A 16,521-nucleotide genomic window follows, 5' to 3' on the forward strand; every position below is an offset into this window, starting at 1 on the left:
TTTGAAGTGTTTTTGGCGGATAGACTAAATACTGCGTCATCATTTGGAAAGATGCGTTTATTCTTAGTAACTTTTCTCAATTGGCTATTCAGCGATTCTATCGCATTTGTAGTGTAAATAATCTTACGAATCTCCTTTGGATATTGCAAGAAAATTATCAAATTATCCCAATTATTATACCAAGATTTAGCTATATGCGGATATTGCTTACTCCATTTTTGATCAAATGACTCAAGAGCTAATTCTGCTTCTTTTTCAGTAGCAGAAGTATAGATTAGTTTCAAATCCGCTGCTAATTGCTTTCTATCTTTATATGATACATATTTGAGGCTATTCCTGATCTGATGGACAATACAAATTTGATGTTCAGTTTTCGGATATACTGATGCAATAGCATCAGACATACCAGTTAGATTATCACTACAAGCAATTAAGATATCTTTTACTCCTCGATTCTTCATTTCAGTAAAATTACCAAGCCAAAATTTAGCTCCTTCATTCTCACTTATCCATAAGCCTAAAATATCCTTTCTGCCAGATAAATCTATTCCTAAAGCTACATATACTGATTTATTAATAATAAGTTTATCTTGTCTTACTTTCACTACTAAACAGTCAAAATATACTATAGGGTATACTGATTCAAGAGGTCTACTCTGCCAAATCTTGACCTCATCTATTACTTCATCTGTAATCCTGCTGATTAGGCTCTCACTGATCTCAGCTCCATATAATTCTTGCAATTGTGTTTTAATATCAGACACACTCATACCCTTCGCATATAAGGATATTATCTTTTGGTCTAAGCCATCTATTCTTGTTTGTTTCTTTGAGACTATTATAGGTTCAAATTTACCTTGTCTGTCTCTTGGAACATTTATCTCTATAGTACCATTCTCACTAATCAGATTCTTACTAAAACTACCATTCCTCGCATTCTCAGTTTCAGCTCTATAGCTAACGCGGAAAGGTTTTTACCATAGTTTTTGTATTTACTCACATATTCACCAGATCTAAATCCTATTAAACATTGCTGGACTAACTTTAAAAACTGTTTACGTAAAATTATTGATCAATGCCTAAGTTTTTCCTAATCTGTGGTAGAAACATTTCCGTGTTAGCTATATCATACTTGCTATAACCTAAATGTTCTGACATCTCAGCATGCAGTGCTCGCTCTAAAATACCCTTGGTTAATTCCTTAATTAATCCATTCTGACTTAGTACTGTTTTTAAATCTACTCCGCCTTCTATCAGCAAATCTATTGCTTCATTTATTTTTTTATTCTTCTCTATTTGCATTTCTGTTACCTATATTTTTAATTACTTCTAATATAGGCTCAACAAAAATTTACACAATCATTGCAAAAGACTCTATAAATAAACTGGTATATACTCTCTGTAGAAATATTGACAGTATCTCGTGATAGTTTACGTCTACCTGAAATTATATCTGGTGAAATACCCTGTGTTAACTGCTTTATTATTTCTGCTCGTAAATTATTATCAATATCTAATTTTCTTTTTCTCTTACCTTGCCTTAAACTGCAAGCAAGTGTGTTAGCCCTATCTGGTCTATAATTATGCCTCATTCTCTTGAGTTCATAACATATAGTGCTTTTATCACGGCCAATCTTTGTCCCTATATATCGCGAGCTATAACCACTCTTATTCATTTCGTATATTTTAAATCTTTCATCTATCGTTAAATGAGCCATGATATATCTATATTTAAATGATGCTCCTCGCAGCAGAGCTACGAGGTATCTAAAAAAGTTTTAGTTGTTTCTTATGATATCACGAAGCAGAGCTTCGGGGAATTAAACCCTGAGAGATTAAAAATTGATTATATCTGGCTTAATTAATTATAGAACTTTCCAAATATTGATAATTGATGATATATCATATGTACCATATAATCGTGAAGAAACTGATGTTTTATTTACCTTATTAGCTGAACGTTATGAAATGCGTAGTGTATTAATTACTAGCAATTTAGTTTTTGCAAAATGGAATACTATTTTTAAAGATGAAATGACTACGTCAGCAGTTATTGACAGATTGGTTCACCATTCTTCAATTCTTGAACTCAATACTGAAAGTTATAGAATCGCTACAGCTAAAGGCAAAAAATTAACTATAAAATCGGAGGATAATAATGTAACACTTTAGACAATATTTTTTACTCAAAAATGGGTAATTTTAATATTCGTCATGGGTAATTCTAATGTTCGTTCATCATAAATTTTTACTTTAGTCAGAAAAATTAGAATTTTTGTCAAAACTTCAGTTGATATATAATACAAATTATAGATTGATACACTCGCCACTTTTTTTAATCTCTCAGGGTTTAATTCCCCGAAGCTCTGCTTCGTGATATACTACTTGAATGGAAGAAAGCAGTTATATACATAAGAGTCATAATGTCACAGTACTAATATATCATTTAGTAACGCCGGCAAAGTATAGAAGAGTAATATTCAATCAAGAACTAGATGATTATTTGTGTAAAATTTGTGAGCACATAGAAGATCGTTATGAAATTAGATTTTTAGAAATAGGAGTAGATAAAGATCACGTACATTTTTTATTACAGTCAATACCAATGTATAGCCCAACAAAAATAACTCAAATCATAAAAAGTATTACTTCTAAGAAAATGTTTGAGAAATATCCAAAGCTTAAAGAAAAATTATGGGGAAGTGAGTTTTGGAGTAAAGGATATTTTATGAGCACAGTAGGTAAACATGGTGATGAGCAGAAATTACGTACAGGAGTTTCGCACTTAGCAAAAAGTATGTTAATCTAGAGAAAAATAGTTTTAGATAAAAATGACAAGAACAAAATGTAGCAAGGACTTATATAAATCATTTTTACAAGCAAGTAGTGTCAGATATACTAGCAAGGCATTATCTGAAGTGAGTCCAGTAGATCTATCTCACGATAGTGCAAGTCGATGGTTAAAGAGTAAGGATTTTCGTCCTAGCGAAATCTATAAGGAAGTGTCAAAATATATAGATTGGGAAGCACCGTGTTTATTAGTGGGGGATGACACCTTATTATCAAAGCAATACAGTCAGAAGATTGAGCTTGTACGTTATCAATATTCTGGAGCTGTACATGATGTTATACCTGGTATAGGAATGGTAAACTTACTACATTACAATACTAAAATTGCTCAATCTACTCCCGTAGATTATAGAATATATGATAAAGACACTGATGGTAAAACAAAGAATGAGCATTTTTGTGATATGCTTACTTTAGCTAAAGAAAGAGGTCTCAATCCTGATGCCATAGTCATGGATGCTTGGTATAGCGGGTTGGAGAATTTAAAACATATACGTAATTTAGGCTGGCTATGGGTTACCACCCTAAGGAAAAATAGAAAAGTTAATCATAATGTTAGCTTGGAAAGTTTAGAGATACCCGATGAGGGGCTAAAAATTCACCTACGTGGATACGGTTGGGTTACGGTATTTAAGTTTGTGGCAAAGAATGGTCGCATTGATTACATAACAACGAACTTGGAAAATCCCACACGTGAGCAAATAGAGAAAATTGTTAAGGCACGTTGGTCTATAGAGGTTTATCATCGAGAATTAAAACAAACTTGTGGTATTGAACGCTGTCAGGCACGCACGGGCCGAGCTCAAAGAAATCATATTTGCCTTGCAGTATTTGCCTGGCTTGATATGAATAAAAGGAGGATAAATGAAAACATTACTTTATATCAACAAACTTGGGAAGTTATAAAAACATCAATTCAAAACAATATCAGATGGCTTTTAACTGATTCGCAACTTTGCTAAGTGCGAAACTCCTGACGTAATTATGTACAGAATCAAGGTTCAGGCAAACCTTCTTATAAAGCATTTCAACAAAAACAGTTAAAGCTTTTTGGATAGATATCTCGTAGCTCTGCTGCGAGGAGCATCATTACATGGCTATCTGCGTACTTAATAGAACTATAGCTAATTTTTGAAGTTCATCGAGTAGACATCTTCTGGTCAGTTCTGATAGATACGATTACTGACATACCTGGGATGAGATTGGCAACAGGTGCATCAAAATCAATTAAAACAGGTACACGCTGCACTATTTTAGTAAAATTACCGGTGGCATTATCGGGTGGGATTAAGGTAAATTTAGAACCGGTAGCAGGGGAAATATTACGGATTTTTCCATAAAATGTTTTCTTAGGAATAGCATCAAATTGGATTTCTACTTTCATACCCGGTTGAAATTTCTTAATTTGAGTTTCCTTGAAATTAGCCTGAATATACATTGAATTATCTTGTACTATGGAAAATAAGGCTCTACCAGGCGTTATATAACTTCCCATTTCTAAACTACTATTACCAAATACACCAGATACCGCAGCAATAAGTTTAGTGTTCTCCAAGCTCCGTAAGGTAATTTTTTTATTTGCTTCTAATTCTTTTAGCTTTTCTTGTTCTGCAGCTTTTTCAAGCCCAAGTAGCTGTAAGTTTTGCTTAGAGATATCTATATCTAGCTGTGCTTGTTTATAATCAGTTTTTGCTTTTTGATAAGCATTTTTAGAATCGTCCAACGCTTTAATACTGACAAATTTTGCCTTATTTAACTCTTGTACCCTAGTAAAATCAGTTGAAACAATATTAAAACTTGTTGCGGCAAGTTTTAGTTTTTCGCCTGACTGTTCTAGTTGGTTCTGCCCTATAGATATTTTTTGATCAATAATCTCTATATTTTTTTCTGAAGCTCCAATAGATGCCTCAAGTGCTGCAAGCTTGGCTTTATAGTCTCTATCATCGATTTCGCCGATTAAATCGCCTTTACTAACTTTTGTATTATTAGTCACTAATAGATTAGTTAAAACCCCATTAATTTCAGCACTAACATCTGAAATATCAGCATCAATATAAGCATTATCTGTTGATTCTGTATTTACCCAAACATAAATTTTATAACCCGAGTAAATTATTACTATAAATGCTACAATGAATATATATTTAGCAAATGGGTGGTTTTTATATTTTTGAATATTTTGTTTTAATACATCAAGCATAATTAATTGTTATTAAATTTATGTTTTAAGAAATAACAAAACGGGATAGACAGAATATATATAACTGCAATAAATGGCAATGCATACCATGGATATATTATAAGATTTATGATAACAACAGCAAATAAAATCATTGCAAGCGATAAATATTCAGGCTGGATACTTAGATTTTTTGTTGAAATTGTAGGAAGTCTGCTAGCAAGCAGAAAGGCTATTATAGCTAAATATATATTAATTGTTATAGTATGAATACGAACATTTATATTCAATAATGTACCGATTTCAAAATCTATCATTACAGGAACTAAGGCAAGTAAAGCACCACAAGGGGCAGGTACACCTGTAAAGAAATGCTCAGGTTTTTTATCTTGTTTTGGCTGATAAATACCAACATTAAACCTAGCAAGACGTAGAGCCATACATACTATGAATAGTAACATTACTGCTGAAGAAAATACTTTATACTCATATTGCTGGAAAGACCATAAATATATTAAATAAGCAGGTGCTATACCGAAATTAGCAAAATCACATAAAGAATCAAGTTCTGCACCAAATGGGCTAGTAGCATTTAGCATCCTTGCGATTCTTCCATCAATGCCATCAATAATTGCTGCTACTATAATACAATACACGGCAATTTCCCATTTACTATCTAATGCAAATTTTACTGAACTCACACCAGTTACTAAACCAAGCAGAGTTACAAAGTTTGGTATTAATTTTATTATAGGTACAGGTTTAGATATTATAGTTTTACGAATTTTTAACAATGCAGATACTCAAGAAAATATGGTTTATGATATTATAACGTCATTGCGAGCGAGCGGAGCGAGTGCGGCAATCTCATAAAGTAGAATTTTCCTGAGATTGCCAGGCTCTGTCTCATCAATTGTGTAAATTTCGTGAACCATTAAATTCTACCATCAAATTTGATCATAAAATGAGCCATAGCTTCATTCCAATTGGGGATAGGCATAGACCATTTTTTGGTAATATAATCAATTGTCAGATATAAAACTTTAAATACTGCGTCATCATTTGGAAAGATGCGTTTATTCTTAGTAACTTTTCTCAATTGGCTATTCAGCGATTCTATCGCATTTGTAGTGTAAATAATCTTACGAATCTCCTTTGGATATTGCAAGAAAATTATCAAATTATCCCAATTATTATACCAAGATTTAGCTATATGCGGATATTGCTTACTCCATTTTTGATCAAATGACTCAAGAGCTAATTCTGCTTCTTTTTCAGTAGCAGAAGTATAGATTAGTTTCAAATCCGCTGCTAATTGCTTTCTATCTTTATATGATACATATTTGAGGCTATTCCTGATCTGATGGACAATACAAATTTGATGTTCATTTTTCGGATATACTGATGCAATAGCATCAGACATACCAGTTAGATTATCACTACAAGCAATTAAGATATCTTTTACTCCTCGATTCTTCATTTCAGTAAAATTACCAAGCCAAAATTTAGCTCCTTCATTCTCACTTATCCATAAGCCTAAAATATCCTTTCTGCCAGATAAATCTATTCCTAAAGCTACATATACTGATTTATTAATAATAAGTTTATCTTGTCTTACTTTCACTACTAAACAGTCAAAATATACTATAGGGTATACTGATTCAAGAGGTCTACTCTGCCAAATCTTGACCTCATCTATTACTTCATCTGTAATCCTGCTGATTAGGCTCTCACTGATCTCAGCTCCATATAATTCTTGCAATTGTGTTTTAATATCAGACACACTCATACCCTTCGCATATAAGGATATTATCTTTTGGTCTAAGCCATCTATTCTTGTTTGTTTCTTTGAGACTATTATAGGTTCAAATTTACCTTGTCTGTCTCTTGGAACATTTATCTCTATAGTACCATTCTCACTAATCAGATTCTTACTAAAACTACCATTCCTCGCATTCTCAGTTTCAGCTCTATCATACTTGCTATAACCTAAATGTTCTGACATCTCAGCATGCAGTGCTCGCTCTAAAATACCCTTGGTTAATTCCTTAATTAATCCATTCTGACTTAGTACTGTTTTTAAATCTACTCCGCCTTCTATCAGCAAATCTATTGCTTCATTTATTTTTTTATTCTTCTCTATTTGCATTTCTGTTACCTATATTTTTAATTACTTCTAATATAGGCTCAACAAAAATTTACACAATCATTGCAAAAGACTCGATTGCCACGTTGCGGCTTTGCCACTCCTCGCAATGACGGTTGCTTCTACTTTCTTTCAAACTGTAATTCAGCTGTCTTTTTGCGTCCAAAATCTGCAATGATAGTTTCGCCACCAATAGCAATTTGTCCTTTACTTACTAATAAAGCAGTTTTTAGTGGTAGATATACATCGACTCTACTACCGAAACGAATTATACCATATCGCTCGCCTGCTTTAACTTCGTTACTTTCCTCTAGATCACAAACTATACGTCTTGCTATTAATCCTGCAATTTGAACAAAAGCAATTTTCTGTCCCTGCTCTGTTTCCATTAATACAGATTGACGTTCGTTATAAACACTTGCTTTATCAAGAGAAGCATTAAAGAACTTTCCAGGGTTATAATGCAATGCTAAAATTTTACCATTTGCTGGAATTCTATTCACATGCACGTTAAAGATATTTAGGAAAATACTAACTCTAATCATTTCGACATCACCAAGCCCTAGCTCTGCCGGTGGTAAGGCTTCTTTGATTTCTTGAATTACCCCGTCTGCAGGACTTATTACCAAATCATTACCTATCGGTACGAAACGATCGGGATTACGGAAAAAATAAATACACCAAGCAGTAGCAATAAATCCCATACAACCAAGCTTTTCGTTAAAAGAAGCAAGTAAGAAGCTTACTAATGCAAAACTAGCAATAAATATGTAACCTTCACGGTGAATAATTTTAAATAAGTCGTTATATTGTTTCATTTTAATCTCTATAGTTATTATTTTTTCTGAATTGCCACGCTCATTTCATTTGCGTAGCTCAGATGACTTGGTATCCACACAAGCAATGCTGCCACGGAATGACACCGAGTATCCACAAGCTTCCAATTTATGCTTGTTTCGCTTTATTATCTTCATCATCATTATCCTCTCTTTCTGTCTCATCTTCATCGTTACTTGTGGTGTAAGCTTCTTGAGCAGTACCAAGAGCATAAACACACAAATCTTCAAACGATACATTATTTTTTTTCGAAATATCATATAGCTGTTTTACTGCATCCATAACAGCATCAGGAATAGTACCGCCTCTCTCATCTGATAACCATTTTGATTGGAACTGCAATGGGTGATGTCCATCTTGTGGTGTACCTATATAAATGGTAAATTTAGACTTTTGTCCTCCAAAATCGCAATCAATGTCAAACTTTTTCATAATACACTTACAGATACAATTAATATGCTTAATTATTATATCTTAATGCTAAAAATGCAAATTTAAAATAATGTTTTGCTTAAGATTTTTTTAATTCTCCAGTAATGTAACGATTTGAATATATAAATTTATCACTAGAATCTGCAACTATACCACCTGCTTCTTTAATAAAAAGATCAAAAGAATAATATAGCGTAAAATTTAATAATGGTAAATATATTAAGTCAGCCTTACCTGATGCTAAAAGCATCGCTGCATAACAAGAAGAACCAAAAGTTCTACTGTTATTAATCTCTTGAAAATTATTGTTTTTTAAATCTTCAATAATTGTTAGACAATTTTCCAAATTAGCATTATCAGAAACCCTTAACCTTAGACCTTTATGGTTAGAGCCTAAATCATTTTTTTCTACCCAAGCCCCTCTACCCTTTTCAGCGTAATATACCTCATTAAGAACCGGAAAATATATAACAGTAGAAACAGGTGTTAGACCATCTTGATTTTGCTTCAAACAAGTTATTGATACAGCAAAAAAAGGAAGACTTCTAGCAAAATTATTTGGACTATCTATAGGATTGACTAAAAAAACAGTTTCATAATTATTGTTGGGATCAAATTGATCTTCAGGAAAAAATAAATATTTCGTATGTTTTTGTAATTCTTCACATAATAAAGTTTTTAATCTTAAATAAGATCGCTTACAAAACTCTTCATTTCTAATAGGATTTTTTTGAAGCATTTCAAGCTCTAAAAAATCTCTATGTACAAATTTAACCGCTTTACGCAGTGAATTAATTAATAAATTAGTTATAGGTTGCATTTAATTTTAATAATTAACAAATAAATAAGAACAGTATACGAAGATCAACTTCAAAAAGAGCAAGGCGTCCACAAGACGAGGAGCGGAGCGTATACTTAATACGTGAGCACCACAGTACTTGTAGGACGACGTAGCCAATTTTTGAGGCTCTGTCTCATCAATTGTGTAAATTTCGTGAACCATTAAATTCTACCATCAAATTTGATCATAAAATGAGCCATAGCTTCATTCCAATTGGGGATAGGCATAGACCATTTTTTGGTAATATAATCAATTGTCAGATATAAAACCTTAAATACTGCGTCATCATTTGGAAAGATGCGTTTATTCTTAGTAACTTTTCTCAATTGGCTATTCAGCGATTCTATCGCATTTGTAGTGTAAATAATCTTACGAATCTCCTTTGGATATTGCAAGAAAATTATCAAATTATCCCAATTATTATACCAAGATTTAGCTATATGCGGATATTGCTTACTCCATTTTTGATCAAATGACTCAAGAGCTAATTCTGCTTCTTTTTCAGTAGCAGAAGTATAGATTAGTTTCAAATCCGCTGCTAATTGCTTTCTATCTTTATATGATACATATTTGAGGCTATTCCTGATCTGATGGACAATACAAATTTGATGTTCAGTTTTCGGATATACTGATGCAATAACATCAGACATACCAGTTAGATTATCACTACAAGCAATTAAGATATCTTTTACTCCTCGATTCTTCATTTCAGTAAAATTACCAAGCCAAAATTTAGCTCCTTCATTCTCACTTATCCATAAGCCTAAAATATCCTTTCTGCCAGATAAATCTATTCCTAAAGCTACATATACTGATTTATTAATCTCTCAGGGTTTAATTCCCCGAAGCTCTGCTTCGTGATATCATAAGAAACAACTAAAACTTTTTTAGATACCTCGTAGCTCTGCTGCGAGGAGCATCATTGACTTCTAATATAGGCTCAACAAAAATTTACACAATCATTGCAAAAGACTCATTTTTGAAGTTCATCGAGTAGACTACTTAGACCTTTCAACATAGGTTAAATCCTCAGTCTTAACAACAATTTTTTCGCCTATCTCTAAATATTGAGGTACTTTTACCTTAACCCCGTTTGCAAGAGTTGCTGGCTTGTACGAAGCGGTTGCGGTTGCTCCTTTTATTACTGGATCAGTTTCAATAATTTCTAATATAACTGTTGCAGGGAGTTCAATACTTAGAGGTTTTTCATTATAAAATTCGACTTTAACAATCATATTTTCAGTTAAAAAAGGTAATTTTTCATCTAAAATTTCTTTGCCTACACTTATTTGCTCGAAAGTCTGATTATCCATCAACACTATATTATTATCTTCAAAATATAAAAATTGATAATCTTTTTGTTCAAGTTCAGCTTTTTCTAAGTGATCTGAAGAACTAAATCTCTCGTTACGTTTTGTGCCAGTCTTTAAATTTTTCATCTCAACTTGCACATAGGCACCACCTTTTCCAGGCTGGGTATGCTCAGGTTGTTTGCTTACCACCCATAAATCGTTATTATAAACTAATATATTGCCTGTTCTAATTGAATTTGCCGAAATTTTCATATATTATTACACTTAAACTTACTTTAAAAAAATATAAATATACAAATTATTTCCTTTAAAAACAAGAATTTAATCTTATGAGTGCAAACATATTAATAGTAGACGATATAGAAACGAATATTAAATTACTAGAAGCAAAGCTTTTAAATGAGTATTATACTGTTTTTAAAGCGAGCAGCGGCAAAGAAGCATTAAACATTTTAAAAAAAGAAAAAGTAGATATAGTACTTCTTGATGTTATGATGCCTGAGATGGATGGATTTGAAGTATGTAAAAAAATTAAATCTGATCCTGAAACTACCCACATACCGGTAGTAATGGTAACTGCTCTTTCTGATGTTGATAATCGTGTTAAAGGGCTAGAGGCTGGTGCAGATGAGTTTTTGACAAAGCCAATTAATGATAATGCTCTTTTTATAAGAATTAAATCATTATCAAGAATGAAAAGCTTAATTGATGAATTAAAAATTCGTAATAGTACTAATGCATTACTTGGTGGTATTAATGTTGAAATACATGATGATTTTGCAGATAAGAAAATATTGCTAATTAACGATGATGTAGTACAAGCTAAGAACATAAAACAAATGTTGCTTAAAATTACATCTAACGTAAAAGTAATCAGTAATTCTGAAGAGACAGATACTATAAATGAATATAAACCTGATCTTATAGTGATTAGTAGTACTCTTGAAAATGAAGATCCTTTAAGAGTAGGAGCTATTTTAAGAGGCAAACCGGAAATAAGTGGAGTAATATTAATTTTACAAATTTATGAAGATGAAAACGGAAACGAAAATCAAATGCAATTAGTTATGAAAGGATTTGAGCTTGGCATTAATGATTATTGTGTTTATCCTATTGATGAAAGTGAGCTAGCGGCAAGAATTAAAACACAATTAAGACGTAAGCAATATCAAGATAATTTACGTAACGATTTAGAACAAAGCGTAAATTTAGCAGCTAAAGACGGATTAACAGGTTTATTTAATCGCCGCTATTTCGATGTACATATTAAGCAGATGGTTGAAAAGGCTAATAAAGAAGGCATGAAATTATATTTGCTTATGTGTGATATCGATAATTTTAAGCATGTAAATGATACTTATGGACATCAAGCAGGAGATAAAGTTTTAATAACCACTTCTCGTATTTTAAAAAATACCTTTAGAGTAACTGATTTAATAGCAAGATTTGGTGGCGAAGAATTTACTATACTTTTAAATGATATAAATATTGACCAAGCAATATATACAGCAGAGCGAGTTAGAGTTAAAATAGAAAGCATGAACTTTCAAATAGACGAGCAAGAAGAACCTTTAAAAAAGACCGTATCTATAGGGGTGACAGAATATAAAAAAGGTGAGTCAATTGAAGATTTTATTGAACGCTCGGACAAAGCTATGTATGAAGCTAAAACAACTGGTAAAAATAAAGTTGTACAATTATAACTATGAATAAAACTTCTAAAAAACATCTAGCATTACCTTATAGACCAGGCGTTGGTATGATGATATTAAACGCCGATAATAAAATATTTGTTGGTAAGCGAATAGATACTAAAATCTCTGCATGGCAAATGCCGCAAGGTGGAATAGTACCTGGCGAAACCCCAAGTATTGCAGCTATGCGTGAAATGTTAGAAGAAATAGGAAGCAGCAAAGGATATATAATTGCCGAAAGTAAATGCTGGTATAGTTACGATGTACCAAGTTTTTTAATTCCTAAATTATGGGACGGTAATTTTCGCGGACAGAAACAACGCTGGTTTTTAATTAGATTCACTGGCACTAACGAAGATATTAATATAAACACTCTTAATCCAGAATTTGACGAATGGCGTTGGGCATCACTTGATGAATTACTATCAATTATTATTCCATTCAAACGTAAGCTCTATCAAGCAGTAGTTAAAGAATTTGAATCATTAATACAATAGACATTGCAAACAAATGATGCTCCTCGCAGCAGAGCTACGAGGTATCTATCCAAAAAGCTTTAACTGTTTTTGTTGAAATGCTTTATAAGAAGGTTTACCTGAACCTTGATTCTGTACATAATTACGTAATTTCTGCTCATCACCATGTTTACCTACTGTGCTCATAAAATATCCTTTACTCCAAAACTCACTTCCCCATAATTTTTCTTTAAGATTTGGATATTTCTCAAACATTTTCTTAGAAGTAATACTTTTTATGATTTGAGTTATTTTTGTTGGGCTATACATTGGTATTGACTGTAATAAAAAATGTACGTGATCTTTATCTACTCCTATTTCTAAAAATCTAATTTCATAACGATCTTCTATGTGCTCACAAATTTTACACAAATAATCATCTAGTTCTTGATTGAATATTACTCTTCTATACTTTGCCGGCGTTACTAAATGATATATTAGTACTGTGACATTATGACTCTTATGTATATAACTGCTTTCTTCCATTCAAGTAGTATAGCTAACACGGGAAGGTTTTTACCATTGCTGCCGTTATTGCATCACGAAAATCTTTAAAGTTTTTAATCTCTCAGGGTTTAATTCCCCGAAGCTCTGCTTCGTGATATCATAAGAAACAACTAAAACTTTTTTAGATACCTCGTAGCTCTGCTGCGAGGAGCATCATTGTTGTAATTTATTTTTTATTTTTAATAATACTAGTAAAGATGGAATAGTTATAATAGTAGTAAATAAAAAGAAATTTTGCCAGCCAAAATTTACTACTATATAACCTGAAATTATTGGAAAAATTGATCTAGAAATACCCATCATGGATGAAAAGAATGAATATTGCGTAGCACGAAACTTGTCTTGACATAATGATGAGATAAAAGCAATGTAAGCTGTCATCGTCATACCACCCGTAATACTTTCTGCTCCTATTGTAATAAATAATAGTGTGGAATTTTTCCCGTATATTTTAAGAATAATAAATAATATATGAGCTAAAGCATGAATAATACCAAATAGTAGTATGCTATCTAATATATTCTTTTTCTTCATAATAAAACCGCCGAGTAATCCGCCAACGATAGCACCCATAACTCCCCAAAACTTCCCGACACTTGCTATTTCAAAAGCATCATAATTTAAATGAAGTAAAAACGGATTGATCATGACATTAATAAAATTATCAGGTAATCTATATAATATTAGGAAGACTAATATGAGGATAATATAAGAGATAGAGCCTATCGGTTTTAGAATATTCCTTATAAAAGCAAAAACGCCATCACTATTATTTGTAGTTTGTTCTATATATTTATTTTGATTAACTCTACAATATTTTACACCAACTATAAGTAAAATAAGATAAATAAATATTAAAATTGCAAAAATTTTATATATTTCGTTGAACGTTAAATATATAGATAAATATATAGCTCCTGAGTTTGCAAGAAGCATACCGAATCGGTAACCAAATATATATATTCCTGAAGCAAAACCAAGAGATTCCTTATTAACTATTTCTGTCCTAAAAGCACTTAATATAGTATCTTGCATAGAGCTAAAAAATGAAATAATCAATGAGATAGAGGCAAATAATAATAAATTATCAAAAGGATTTAAAAAGCTTAAAATATATACAAAAAATACTAGGGCTATGGAAGTTAAGCAAATCCAAGATAATCTATGACCAAAAATTTTGTCTAAATATTTAATCTTTAAACTATCGAAAATTGGGGCAAATAAAAAATTGATAGAGTAGGGCAAAGTTATAAGTGATAGTAAACCTATCGTTTGCAAAGCTGTATTCTCTTTAGCAAGCCAATAATTTAATGTATTACCGGTAATCATTATATTAAAGCCGCTAATAAGTCCAAATAACCAAATAATAGATAAACTGCGTGACATATTGTTTTAATTGTTATAAATAACGCCTAGAATTATAAATAATAAATGAAAATAGCTAAATAATCTAATATAATTATTGCGAGTTTTCTTATTAATTGATAAATTCTTTTAAACTAATTAGTTATAAATTTAAATGTTTAAAAAAAGGTCTAAAAAAAATATTTTTGCTACCATTAAAATTCCTCTGTTGCTTCTTCTAATTTTAATAATGTTTATAGTTGTTATAGGATTTTTCACGAGTAATCATAAAATGCATTCAGAAAATTATTGTATTAGAGATATCTCTACCTATAGCTATCAAAAGCTTTATAGTATTATGCGTGAAGATCTATTCAACTTTGACTCAGCACTTGAGCAGTTGAAAGATAAGCCGCTAAGCGTTAAAGATAAGGTAAAATTAGAAAAAATTTGTACTTTTAAAATAGAAGATGGAAAGGTACGTTTAGAAGTCGCAAAAGGTTATGATTGTTTGCTGCAACTATATGCTGGTGAGGATGCGACTTTAGTAGAGCAATATAAAGCAATTAAAAATGGTAGTTATGGTCTTGATACTTTATATACTAAAAATGCTGTGATTAATTTAGCAAAATTAATAATTTCAGGTTATGAAAAAGAAGTAAAAGAACATTTGAATATAAAAAATGATTCTGACTTAATAAAATATTTTAGCGGTTATACAAAAGATGAAATTCCTGCTCTAAATAATCTAATTTCTCTTAATATAGCTGAGCTTACAGCAAGATGTTTGTATAGGCTTAGCATGATTCACCTACTTGGTAGACCCTCACTTAATGAGCAGGATATAAAGCTTGATTATAAGCTTGCCATAGAGGAAATACAAAATGTAATTAAGTTAACTGGTATTAAACAAGATAATACACTAGATATAGCATTAATTATTAATTATTAATGATAAGTTTGCTCGGCATGCTGCAACAGTTATTGCTTCAAGTTTAATAAATAGTGATCTAGATAGTTTTTATAAATTTCATATTGTGATGAATCCGAAAGATTCGCTTACAGAAGAATCAATGGAAAAATTAGCTTCTATGAAACATATAAGGGACTATTCTATAGATTTGGTTCCTTTTCCTGAAAATGTATTAGACTTAAATTTAGCTAATAAAAAAATAGAATTTTCGGAGATGTGGCCTCCTTTAATAATGTATAGATTATATTTTGATCAAGTCTTTCCAAATTTAGAGTCTATATTATATCTGGATGCGGACATTATTGTGTTGCGTGATTTAAATTCTTTCAAAAAGTTAGATATGTCAAACTATATAGTTGCTGGTAGTATGGATACGGCTCTTACTTATTGTACTTTAAAAGTAGAAGAAGAATGTAATAGAAAAATAAATAATTTTTATAAAAATAGTGGTATAGTATTTTTAAATCTACAAAATATGCGTGAAAAGCAAGCAAAGAATATGGTTTTAGATGCAATGCATAATTCAAAATGTAGTTTTGCTTATCCTGATCAAGATTTATTAAATATTGCTTTTCATAATTACATATATCCATTATCTATGAGATGGAATTTTTATACCTACTTTATAGATAGAGATACTTATTTTTCATATTTCATTATGCATTATGCTGGTCAAAAGAAACCATGGAATAATGAGGAAATAAAATGGACAAAAGATATTTTAGAAAAGTATCAAGAAATTGAAAAATATTATTGGCGATATAGAGAGTTTACTCCTTGGGACAATAAAGATTTTAATTGACTTTAATGAGTAAGAGATTTAAAAGTTTAGATTCTATGAATATTTAAAAAGATTCACAGAATTTAATTTAATCCCTGTTGGGTTAAAT

The 16,521-nt window shown here is 31.3% G+C and carries 14 protein-coding genes and 5 pseudogenes; 6 read left to right on the forward strand and 13 right to left on the reverse strand.

Annotated features, from left to right (window positions below; all coding sequences use genetic code 11):
- Nucleotides 1-26: 26 nt before the first annotated feature.
- The 3 pseudogenes from AAHI98_RS06570 to AAHI98_RS06580 all read right to left on the reverse strand — a co-directional run.
- A pseudogene (locus tag AAHI98_RS06570) lies at nucleotides 27-953 on the reverse strand (IS256 family transposase); the annotation flags it as partial.
- 172 nt (nucleotides 954-1,125) lie between these two features.
- Nucleotides 1,126-1,266 (reverse strand): annotated as a pseudogene (locus tag AAHI98_RS18560) (IS256 family transposase); the annotation flags it as partial.
- A gap of 110 nt (nucleotides 1,267-1,376) precedes the next feature.
- Nucleotides 1,377-1,718 (reverse strand): annotated as a pseudogene (locus AAHI98_RS06580) (transposase); the annotation flags it as partial.
- Between the two features lie 124 nt (nucleotides 1,719-1,842).
- On the opposite strand from AAHI98_RS06580, the gene AAHI98_RS06585 reads away from it, so the two are divergent.
- The 3 genes from AAHI98_RS06585 to AAHI98_RS06595 all read left to right on the forward strand — a co-directional run bounded on the left by AAHI98_RS06585 (nucleotide 1,843) and on the right by AAHI98_RS06595 (nucleotide 3,812).
- Entirely contained in the window at nucleotides 1,843-2,172 is a 330-nt protein-coding gene (locus AAHI98_RS06585; RefSeq protein WP_342225419.1) for an ATP-binding protein, read from the forward strand.
- A 217-nt stretch (nucleotides 2,173-2,389) separates the two neighbouring features.
- A complete protein-coding gene (gene tnpA / locus AAHI98_RS06590; RefSeq protein ID WP_410526217.1) occupies nucleotides 2,390-2,809 on the forward strand; it encodes an IS200/IS605 family transposase in 420 nt (139 codons plus the stop codon).
- Between the two features lie 22 nt (nucleotides 2,810-2,831).
- Complete coding sequence (locus tag AAHI98_RS06595) at nucleotides 2,832-3,812, forward strand: IS701 family transposase (RefSeq protein ID WP_342224659.1); 981 nt, start codon at nucleotides 2,832-2,834, stop codon at nucleotides 3,810-3,812.
- A gap of 176 nt (nucleotides 3,813-3,988) precedes the next feature.
- On the opposite strand, the gene AAHI98_RS06600 is transcribed toward AAHI98_RS06595, so the two are convergent.
- The 8 genes and pseudogenes from AAHI98_RS06600 to efp all read right to left on the reverse strand — a co-directional run bounded on the left by AAHI98_RS06600 (nucleotide 3,989) and on the right by efp (nucleotide 10,850).
- A complete protein-coding gene (locus tag AAHI98_RS06600) occupies nucleotides 3,989-5,050 on the reverse strand; it encodes an HlyD family secretion protein (RefSeq protein ID WP_342225420.1) in 1,062 nt (353 codons plus the stop codon).
- Between the two features lie 2 nt (nucleotides 5,051-5,052).
- On the reverse strand, nucleotides 5,053-5,823 hold the full coding sequence (locus AAHI98_RS06605) for a CDP-alcohol phosphatidyltransferase family protein (protein WP_342225421.1): 771 nt from the start codon (nucleotides 5,821-5,823) through the stop codon (nucleotides 5,053-5,055).
- A 140-nt stretch (nucleotides 5,824-5,963) separates the two neighbouring features.
- On the reverse strand, nucleotides 5,964-7,178 hold the full coding sequence (locus tag AAHI98_RS06610; protein ID WP_342225422.1) for an IS256 family transposase: 1,215 nt from the start codon (nucleotides 7,176-7,178) through the stop codon (nucleotides 5,964-5,966).
- 119 nt (nucleotides 7,179-7,297) lie between these two features.
- Nucleotides 7,298-7,993, reverse strand: coding sequence for a phosphatidylserine decarboxylase (locus AAHI98_RS06615; protein ID WP_342225423.1), 696 nt, complete (start codon nucleotides 7,991-7,993; stop codon nucleotides 7,298-7,300).
- 127 nt (nucleotides 7,994-8,120) lie between these two features.
- Nucleotides 8,121-8,444, reverse strand: coding sequence for a DUF2610 domain-containing protein (locus AAHI98_RS06620; protein WP_342225424.1), 324 nt, complete (start codon nucleotides 8,442-8,444; stop codon nucleotides 8,121-8,123).
- A gap of 79 nt (nucleotides 8,445-8,523) precedes the next feature.
- A complete protein-coding gene (locus AAHI98_RS06625) occupies nucleotides 8,524-9,264 on the reverse strand; it encodes an inositol monophosphatase family protein (protein ID WP_342225425.1) in 741 nt (246 codons plus the stop codon).
- Between the two features lie 182 nt (nucleotides 9,265-9,446).
- Nucleotides 9,447-10,106: pseudogene (locus AAHI98_RS06630) on the reverse strand (IS256 family transposase); the annotation flags it as partial.
- Nucleotides 10,107-10,283: 177 nt separating this feature from the next.
- Nucleotides 10,284-10,850 (reverse strand): elongation factor P, encoded by a 567-nt coding sequence (gene efp / locus AAHI98_RS06635; RefSeq protein ID WP_342225426.1) that lies wholly within the window; start codon nucleotides 10,848-10,850, stop codon nucleotides 10,284-10,286.
- Nucleotides 10,851-10,927: 77 nt separating this feature from the next.
- On the opposite strand from efp, the gene AAHI98_RS06640 reads away from it, so the two are divergent.
- Nucleotides 10,928-12,301 (forward strand): PleD family two-component system response regulator, encoded by a 1,374-nt coding sequence (locus AAHI98_RS06640; RefSeq protein WP_342225427.1) that lies wholly within the window; start codon nucleotides 10,928-10,930, stop codon nucleotides 12,299-12,301.
- A gap of 2 nt (nucleotides 12,302-12,303) precedes the next feature.
- Nucleotides 12,304-12,789 carry an RNA pyrophosphohydrolase gene (locus AAHI98_RS06645; protein WP_011477635.1) on the forward strand — a complete coding sequence of 162 codons (486 nt, stop codon included), beginning with the start codon at nucleotides 12,304-12,306 and terminating at the stop codon, nucleotides 12,787-12,789.
- Between the two features lie 45 nt (nucleotides 12,790-12,834).
- Here the strand turns inward: AAHI98_RS06645 and tnpA (AAHI98_RS06650) are convergent, their stop codons facing one another.
- A complete protein-coding gene (gene tnpA, locus AAHI98_RS06650) occupies nucleotides 12,835-13,293 on the reverse strand; it encodes an IS200/IS605 family transposase (protein WP_342224823.1) in 459 nt (152 codons plus the stop codon).
- Nucleotides 13,294-13,467: 174 nt separating this feature from the next.
- Nucleotides 13,468-14,700 carry an AmpG family muropeptide MFS transporter gene (locus AAHI98_RS06655; RefSeq protein ID WP_342225428.1) on the reverse strand — a complete coding sequence of 411 codons (1,233 nt, stop codon included), beginning with the start codon at nucleotides 14,698-14,700 and terminating at the stop codon, nucleotides 13,468-13,470.
- Between the two features lie 133 nt (nucleotides 14,701-14,833).
- Between AAHI98_RS06655 and AAHI98_RS06660 the strand changes: the two are divergent.
- Nucleotides 14,834-16,433: pseudogene (locus tag AAHI98_RS06660) on the forward strand (glycosyltransferase family 8 protein).
- Nucleotides 16,434-16,521 lie beyond the last annotated feature (88 nt).

This window comes from Rickettsia endosymbiont of Urophora cardui (genome assembly GCF_964030725.1).
Lineage (GTDB): Bacteria > Pseudomonadota > Alphaproteobacteria > Rickettsiales > Rickettsiaceae > Rickettsia.